Source organism: Lyngbya aestuarii BL J, assembly GCF_000478195.2.
Taxonomy (GTDB): domain Bacteria; phylum Cyanobacteriota; class Cyanobacteriia; order Cyanobacteriales; family Microcoleaceae; genus Capilliphycus; species Capilliphycus aestuarii.
In genome coordinates, this window is sequence record NZ_AUZM01000131.1 from 1 (window position 1) to 7,399 (window position 7,399).

General features: G+C 37.7%; 13 protein-coding genes. 6 read left to right on the forward strand and 7 right to left on the reverse strand.

Annotation, left to right across the window (positions count from 1 at the left end):
• Positions 1–70: 70 nt before the first annotated feature.
• From M595_RS26530 to M595_RS31345, 5 genes are all read left to right on the forward strand, one after another.
• Positions 71–823: a sulfotransferase family 2 domain-containing protein gene (locus M595_RS26530; protein WP_071809970.1), complete on the forward strand. Its 753-nt coding sequence runs from the start codon at positions 71–73 to the stop codon at positions 821–823.
• Between the two features lie 29 nt (positions 824–852).
• Complete coding sequence (locus tag M595_RS26535) at positions 853–1,560, forward strand: methyltransferase domain-containing protein (RefSeq protein WP_023069687.1); 708 nt, start codon at positions 853–855, stop codon at positions 1,558–1,560.
• Between the two features lie 35 nt (positions 1,561–1,595).
• Entirely contained in the window at positions 1,596–2,234 is a 639-nt protein-coding gene (locus tag M595_RS26540; protein ID WP_023069679.1) for a sulfotransferase family 2 domain-containing protein, read from the forward strand.
• A gap of 234 nt (positions 2,235–2,468) precedes the next feature.
• Positions 2,469–3,806: a sulfotransferase gene (locus M595_RS26545; RefSeq protein WP_040484735.1), complete on the forward strand. Its 1,338-nt coding sequence runs from the start codon at positions 2,469–2,471 to the stop codon at positions 3,804–3,806.
• Positions 3,803–3,973, forward strand: coding sequence for a hypothetical protein (locus tag M595_RS31345; protein ID WP_161809834.1), 171 nt, complete (start codon positions 3,803–3,805; stop codon positions 3,971–3,973). Before M595_RS26545 ends, M595_RS31345 begins: the two co-directional genes overlap by 4 nt.
• 96 nt (positions 3,974–4,069) lie before the next feature.
• Here M595_RS31345 and M595_RS26550 read toward each other — a convergent pair whose 3' ends face one another.
• From M595_RS26550 to M595_RS30840, 3 genes are read right to left on the reverse strand one after another with little or no spacing between them, the layout of a single operon-like run.
• Complete coding sequence (locus M595_RS26550) at positions 4,070–4,396, reverse strand: type II toxin-antitoxin system RelE/ParE family toxin (protein ID WP_238987146.1); 327 nt, start codon at positions 4,394–4,396, stop codon at positions 4,070–4,072.
• Complete coding sequence (locus M595_RS26555) at positions 4,360–4,695, reverse strand: hypothetical protein (protein WP_023069688.1); 336 nt, start codon at positions 4,693–4,695, stop codon at positions 4,360–4,362. Before M595_RS26555 ends, M595_RS26550 begins: the two co-directional genes overlap by 37 nt.
• Positions 4,696–4,702: 7 nt before the next feature.
• Positions 4,703–4,915 carry a hypothetical protein gene (locus M595_RS30840; RefSeq protein WP_023069686.1) on the reverse strand — a complete coding sequence of 71 codons (213 nt, stop codon included), beginning with the start codon at positions 4,913–4,915 and terminating at the stop codon, positions 4,703–4,705.
• Positions 4,916–4,959: 44 nt separating this feature from the next.
• Between M595_RS30840 and M595_RS26560 the strand changes: the two genes are divergently transcribed.
• Entirely contained in the window at positions 4,960–5,529 is a 570-nt protein-coding gene (locus M595_RS26560) for a Uma2 family endonuclease (RefSeq protein ID WP_023069678.1), read from the forward strand.
• 122 nt (positions 5,530–5,651) lie between these two features.
• Here M595_RS26560 and M595_RS26565 read toward each other — a convergent pair whose 3' ends face one another.
• The 4 genes from M595_RS26565 to M595_RS31635 form a co-directional block, all read right to left on the reverse strand.
• Positions 5,652–6,128, reverse strand: a complete 477-nt coding sequence (locus M595_RS26565; RefSeq protein WP_023069683.1) for a hypothetical protein — start codon at positions 6,126–6,128, stop codon at positions 5,652–5,654.
• Positions 6,129–6,189: 61 nt separating this feature from the next.
• A complete protein-coding gene (locus M595_RS26570) occupies positions 6,190–6,693 on the reverse strand; it encodes a molecular chaperone DnaJ (protein WP_023069681.1) in 504 nt (167 codons plus the stop codon).
• 245 nt (positions 6,694–6,938) lie between these two features.
• A complete protein-coding gene (locus M595_RS26575; RefSeq protein WP_023069677.1) occupies positions 6,939–7,130 on the reverse strand; it encodes a hypothetical protein in 192 nt (63 codons plus the stop codon).
• On the reverse strand, positions 7,117–7,399 hold a 283-nt coding region (locus tag M595_RS31635), incomplete at its 5' end, for a PIN domain-containing protein (RefSeq protein WP_023069685.1). The genes M595_RS26575 and M595_RS31635, both read right to left, overlap by 14 nt.

Below are 7,399 nucleotides of genomic sequence, written 5' to 3' on the forward strand. Positions count from 1 at the left end.
CAATTGATTTTATATCCTGTCAAGCTCATTCAAAGTAGAGAAAATTTTTGAAAACCCCAATTGATTGATTATGCTTTCCAAAAGACATTATCATTTTCATTTACACTTAAATAATATAGACTTTGTGTACACTTATATCAGAAAAAATGCTTGTTCCGCCTTCAAAAAATTTTTTGTTGCAAACTCTAATATGCGCGATAACATAAAATACTGTAACTCCTATTTGGAGTTTATGATGAAATATCATCGAGTTAAGTCAATAGATAGCTTAAAAGCTTTTGAGCATAAGATTGCAGTGATCAGGAATCCAAGCGATAGGGTGATATCTGCTTACTTAAATCAGTTTATTCAACGTTTGAAAAAGGGATCAGATCTTTCAGATTCTATCAGTAGAAACATATCAGTGTCACTCGATTTATTAACTTTTCGGGAATTTGTGTCTGAGTATTTGGCCAAGGTAGATTTTGAAAGAGTTGATTGTCACTTTTGGCCCCAGAAAGAACATTTAGCACCCATCAACTACAATCATCTTTGGTTGCTTGATAATTTGGCTGAAAATTCAGAAAAACTTTTCGGATATGAATTAGCCAATAAATTTTTTAAACACAAAACCAATTCAACGTCAAAATACAAAAAATATGATGATAACGCAGTTGATTTGTCGGCTATTCATATTTATGAACGCTTTTTAAATCAAGGGGATATTCCTAGTTATTCTGCAATGTTAGACGATGAATTAGAAGCAATTATAAATCAACTTTATTATGATGATTTTGAATTGTTTTATACACTAAAATCACATTGCATTACCTTGTTTAATTAATCCAATTTTTTTTGAGGGCAGATAAAATTATGACTACGGTAATTTGTCCAATTTGTAAAGGTCAAAAATTTGGAAAATTCGCTAATCGCCCCTCGGCTAAATGTTTGACTTGTGGCTCTTTAGAAAGAGGTAGAGTTATCTACATGGTTCTTGTTAAATTAGGAATTCCACGTGCCGAAGATCGCATATTACACTTTGCACCGGAAAAGTGTTTTATCGATCTTTTTACCAAAAGTCATGCTGAAAAATACCAGGCTTTTGATTTGTTTCCTGAAAGATACAAGAATTCAAAAACAACAGTTCGACGCTTTGATATTTGTGAAGACTTGAACTCAATGCCATCAGATGAGTGGGACTTTATATTACACAATCATGTACTTGAACATCTTTTTTGTTCGGTCAAAGATGTTCTACATGGTTTGGCTCGTATTTTAAAACCAGAGGGAACGATGGTATTTACAATACCCATTCATAAAAGACAAAAAACAATTGAAAATCTCGACCCATTTTTATCTGAAATTGAACGAAAGAAAACATTTGGACAAAAAGATCATGTTCGCTTGTTTGGGTATGACGTGATGTATACTATTAAAGAATCATTAGGTGTCAATTGTTTTATTCCTGTAACTTCTTTATTTGAAGAAGAGGAGTTTGTAAAGGCTGGCATCCCCTGGCAACCAGAAAATGAACCAAACGGAAAATCTATTTTTTTATATAAAAAAAGTGGTAAATTTTGATTTTTTTATTGACTTTATACTTTCAGTTTTTTTTCATGTTAATTAGCGTTAAAAAGAAATTCATTTTTATAGCAAATACCAAAGCAGCATCTACAACTGTGGAGTTTTTATTGAAGGATTACGCTCAAATCGACTTAAGCGATGCTCATCCTGGGTTAAAGCATATGTCTTATCAAAATGTGATCAAGAATTTTGATTTCTTTTTCAAAGCATTATCTCAGCGACCCAAATCGCCTTCTTGTATTCAAGATTTTTATAAATTTGGAGTTTTTAGAGATCCAGTAGATTGGATACTATCATGGTTTAACTTTCGTTCACGCAAAACAATTGCGAATCCTGAACATCCCAATCATAGTAACTATTTGGGCAATATTAAATTTGAATCTTTCATAGATTCATTAGATCAATACAAGATCACACCTCAATCGATCTATTTCATTGACAAAAAAGGAAGAAATGCTATGGATTTTATTATCCGTTATGAAGATTTTAGTAACCAGCTATCCTATGTTATTGATAGACTTGGAATAGATTTGGTTGACGCTGAAATACCCCGTAAAAATATATCACAAAATAAAAGAATACTGCCTCATCAAGTTTCCAAGCAAGCGAGAAAAAAAATAGAAAATTTTCTGCAACAAGATTATGATTTTATGGATTCATTAAAGAATTAATTTTTTGAAAATTCTATATATAAACAAATGATACAGCACTTTCCAGTAAGGCGAAGCAAGGCGGAATATCTCATTTTTTTGTTTACCCCGAAGCCATATACATCACTTGAAGAATGCTATATGCAAAAGAAATAGCAAGCAACTGGTCAGAATTATAGGTCAGTCGTCTACCGAATTTGGTACACTTTAATACAGTTGAAATTTAGCATTATTTTTTAGTGACTGAGACAAAAAATGAGCATAGGACTTGAAGGCCAAAATTTGATATTTTTGATTTCTCAGCCTCGCGCTGGTTCAACGATGAGTCAACGTATACTGGGAAGTCATCCTCAGATCCATACTTTGTCTGAGCCTTGGATCATGTTACCTGCTTTGTACCCTTTACCTTTTGAAAATTGTAAAGTTGAATCTAATGTTGAATATAACATGGATCTAGCTAAAATAGCTTGGCAAACTTTTTTCCAACAACTACCGGATCAGGAAGCAGTATATTATCAGGGTTTACGTTCTATGTACTCTTACATATATAATTCGGCTTTAAACACTACTGTAAAAAGTTACTTCTTGGATAAAACTCCACGCTACTATTACATTATCCCAGACCTGTATAGAACCTTCCCACAATCTCATTTTATTATATTGCTTAGAAATCCTTTGGCGGTTCTTTGCTCGATTATTACTACCTGGGTGAACAGTCAATGGTCGAACTTAGATAGAAACAGATTTGACATAACTAAAGCACCTAATTTTCTGCTAGAAGGAATTAAAAAATTAGGTAATCGTTGTGTCGTTATACACTATGAAAAAATAGTTATTGATCCCGAAAATGAGTTCAGAAAAATTTGTCAATCAATGGGATTGAAGTTTTTTCCTGAAATGATTGAATATGGTACTAACAATTTAACGAAATGGAGGTTTGGAGACAAAAAATTAGTTGACCAGAAAACCAGACCTGATCCGCAAAACTTAAATAAATGGACTTTATCTCTGAAAAATCCCCAAATTTGGCAAGCAGCAAATGACTATTTAGAATTGTTAGGACATGAGACAGTTTATCAAATGGGCTACTCCTATAGAGAACTGCGAAAAACTCTTGATTCTAACCGACCCCAGGAACTTGATTCTGTTAGTATCTCCCGTGTAGAATGGCTACAAAGAAAACCTGACCAACATCAAGAAGCACCTCAAACAAGTCTTGGTTATACCGCAATGGCTAAGAAAAATGAACGAGAGGGGAAGTTAGAGGAAGCTGCTATTGCTTACCGTCGAGCTATTGAATTGAATCCTAACTCAGCTTGGTCTTATCACAGTTTAGGGATGGTTTTAGCGAAACAACACAAATGGAATGAAGCGATCGCAGCCAATCAACAAGCTATTAAGTTAAATCCTAACTCAGCTTCTTTTTATTATTATCTAGCAGAAAGTTTGGTTCCAAAAGGAAATCTTGAAGAAGCTATCAAGCATTATAAAAAAGCTTCAGAACTCAATCCAGATTTTCCTCTGTTTCAGCGCAAGTTAGCAGAAATTATAAAGTTACATCAGGAAGTTTCAGAACGTCCAACATCAAAATGACTCCAATTCGCCAACAAACCCAATATTATTATCTCTCAGACTGCGATCGCGTAGCGTGTGCGTACACATATCGCGTAGCGTCTCGGAACTGCGATCGCCCCCGAACCCCGTCCCCATCTTCCGGCGGTTTACGTTCCAAATCCTGTAGCGATCGCAAAGCGTCTTAGAATTACTTTCCCCCTACAAATATCTGTTCTGCCGTCAAGTTTAATTCCGGGAAAGTTGGCGAACTCAAAATATCTTGACCTCTGAGTTACTAAATGTTAGTAAGGTCGGTTTTCTCGTCCATGATAGACTCGCAAAATAATCACATCGTCTTCCAGAAGAGCATAATGAATCACATAACCATATTTACCAAAAGAAACAAAGAGCTTACGCAATCCCGGACTTTGACTAATAGCCGTATCTCTGCGGGGATTCTCCTGTAAACTTTCAGCAGAGGAGACAATCCCTTGTATTGCCCGTGCGGCAGCGTCAGCATTGTTAATTTTTAAAAAATCGTAATGGCGATTGAGATCGTCAACTGCGCTTTCAGTCCAAACTATTTCGGGGATCAGCCTTCTTGATCCGTTCCCAAGCGATCTGCCCATTCGCGCACGCGGTCATGTGGCACTGATACACCTTGACGACGATAAGATTCAAGAGCCAATTGACTTTGCCGAACCATTTCCGCTTCGCTCAGAGATCTAAAATTTAATGTTGAGTCTATTTCCCCATAATCAAGTAATTCTTCAGTTCTTGGCGAGGATTCATTCCTCAGCAATTCCTCAAAATCTTCTAATTTATCAGATGCACTAACGAGCCATTCTGAAAGCAGATGTTTAACTTTTTCTCCCGACAAGGGTTCGAGTTGTTCCAAGATTTTTTGTCTGATGTTATTTTCTGTCATAAATTTTTCAGTCAATAAAGTTGGCGATCGCCCAGCATCTCGGAACAAGAATTGTCCACCCCAACGCTCCTTCTAAACCCCAAATTTTACCACAAAGCGATCGCTCTTCGCGTGTGCGTAGCCCGTATCGCGTAGCATCTCGGAAATTGCGATCGCGTAATAATATAGATCCGCACACCTGACAGGCGATCGCGAAGCGTCTCAAAAATGGCGATCGCAATGTATTCTATACTCATCCTAGAGAGACGGTCAACGAGGAAAAACATGGTTAGTGTTACTCAAGTTCAACCCCAAATCACGCTGGAAGAATTTTTAGAGCTTCCCGAAACCAAACCCGCCAGCGAATACATTGAAGGAAAAATAGAGCAAAAACCAATGCCTCCAGGAGAACATAGTGTTTTACAAGGTCGTTTAGGAACAGTTATTAATGAGGTGTTTTTACCTAAAAAATTAGCCTATGCTTTTCCCGAATTGCGGTGTACTTTTGGAGGACGTTCTGTTGTACCAGACATCAGTGTTTTCACTTGGGATCGCATTCCCAAAACCGAACAGGGAAAAATAGCGAATCGTTTTGAAGTTCATCCAGATTGGGTAATAGAAATTTTATCTCCCGAACAGTCTGCCAATCAAGTCATCCGCAAAATCATTTTTTGTATTAATCAAGGCACCCAACTCGGATGGTTAATCGATCCCACAGATGAGTCAGTTATGATATTTCAACCCAACTTATTTCCAGAGGTTAAATTGGGCGAAGAAATTTTACCCCCCTTAGAGACGCTTCAAGACTTACAATTGTCAGCAAAAGAAATGTTTAGTTGGTTAAATTTTGAGTAAATCTTTCCCCACGTTCAAACCGAATATTATTATCTCTCAGACTGCGATCGCTTCGGCGTCTCGGAACTGCGATCCCCGCCAAAACTTGACAAAAATTAGTTTGTGTGTTAATCAACAGCCCCCTAACTCAAATTCGATTCGTACAACAAAGGAACATCCCGCCTCACCCGCTTCAACTCAAAACCACCGATATCAGTTCCCATCAACTTAGAGTCAAAAAACTCCATTAATTGTTCATAATTCCTGACCAGAACTTCAGGCTTATACTTACATCTTTTAAACTGCACGTTCAGCTTTTGGCTAACAGACTTACCATATTCTTCAGCTTCCGGGGAAAAATCCTTACCAATGATATAAAGCAAAGGATATTTACCATTCTTAGTGCGTTGCTTGTATCCCTCCACATACTGTCTATCCAAAACCTCATTAATAATCTCAACAGTTACCGTCCCTTTTTTCAACTCCATCAAAATATGTTGGGGGCTTTCAGTTCTAACAACCAGGTCAATAAAACGCTGCTGACCCAGACAATTTACCTCAAACTCCACATAAAAACGCCAGGGTAAATATTCACAAGCCTTCGCCAGATAAAAAGTCAAATCCTTTTGATAATCCTTCTCAAAGCGAGGTCTTCTCGCTAAAACCCGGCGACTGGTTTCATCAAAAGGGTACCCCGAGTTCTTCGACTTGCCTTCTGGCGTACTCGTCTTGTTCCTTGCGTCTTTTAACCCAGGCTTGATAGCTGCTGTAGGTTTTCCTGAACCACTCGTCTCTCTGTCTTTCTCGGTAGTAATAAGATTTTGAGTATTTTGGGTCTTCTGGGTAGTCATCGTACTCAAAAAATCCAGCCCCAAGTCTAGCTCTAATTGTCTCATAATTTTCGTAACAATTTTTTAGCTTAATAAACTTGTCATGGCTCCCCGACTGCTTATCAGGATGCAGTTTAATCGCCATTTTTTTGTATAACTGTCTGGCTTCCACTTGATTATCCGCCGCCAAGACCCAAGTGCCAACTTCCAAACCCGCAAAAATCGTCCCTTTTTTCCGGTGGAAAACACATCGGCCTTTACTCATTCGTAAAAACAGCACATTCTCCCAAACTTCAATAACAGCCAAATTCGGGTAGTTATTTTTAAGTAAAGCTAATGCAGAGGAATAGTTCATATTCAGCAGATTGAGCTAAACAGATTGTACACAACCACAGAGCCAGTCGCAACAGACTTGAAGGTGAGGGGACTCAATCGCACCCCGGACAACAACGAACCATAGGCCACCCCAGTTGCACGCCGGAGATTCGGTTTACCGATGTAAAGTATTCGGTTATCCGTACTTGACAAATAATATTTTTATCTTATGCAATCGCTCGGGTCAATCGCCTCACGCACAGCGCCGACTACTTCAATCGCTGGCTATTTTTGACGATTTCTCCGAATATCTTGCCAAAACTCATCTCGCGTTACCCCTTTGAGTAGATCTTCTCGTTCTTTAGTGTAATCACCACTTCCCCATCCTACCTGTTGTAAAAAGCGAATTGTATCAATTTGACCCAGATTATTGACCAAAACTTGATAAGCTTTCTTTCTAAGCTCAATTGGTGTCATTGCTCATTTCTCCTTCTTGCTGAAAAATAGTCATTAACCAATTAACAGGATTACTTAATCTGACCAACAGCCTATCTTGATAGCTATTTGCTTTTTTAAGCAAGCGATCATCTGTCGTTAACAAGATATCCGCCTTCCCCCGTTCGGCACTAGCAATATGAAAAGAGTCATAAAGTCCAAATCCTAAATCTTCTAACTCCTGCGATCGCTTGTCAACATCCTCATCAAGGGTAACAAAAACTGAAGCCGTTTGTAGAATGTCCCTAATA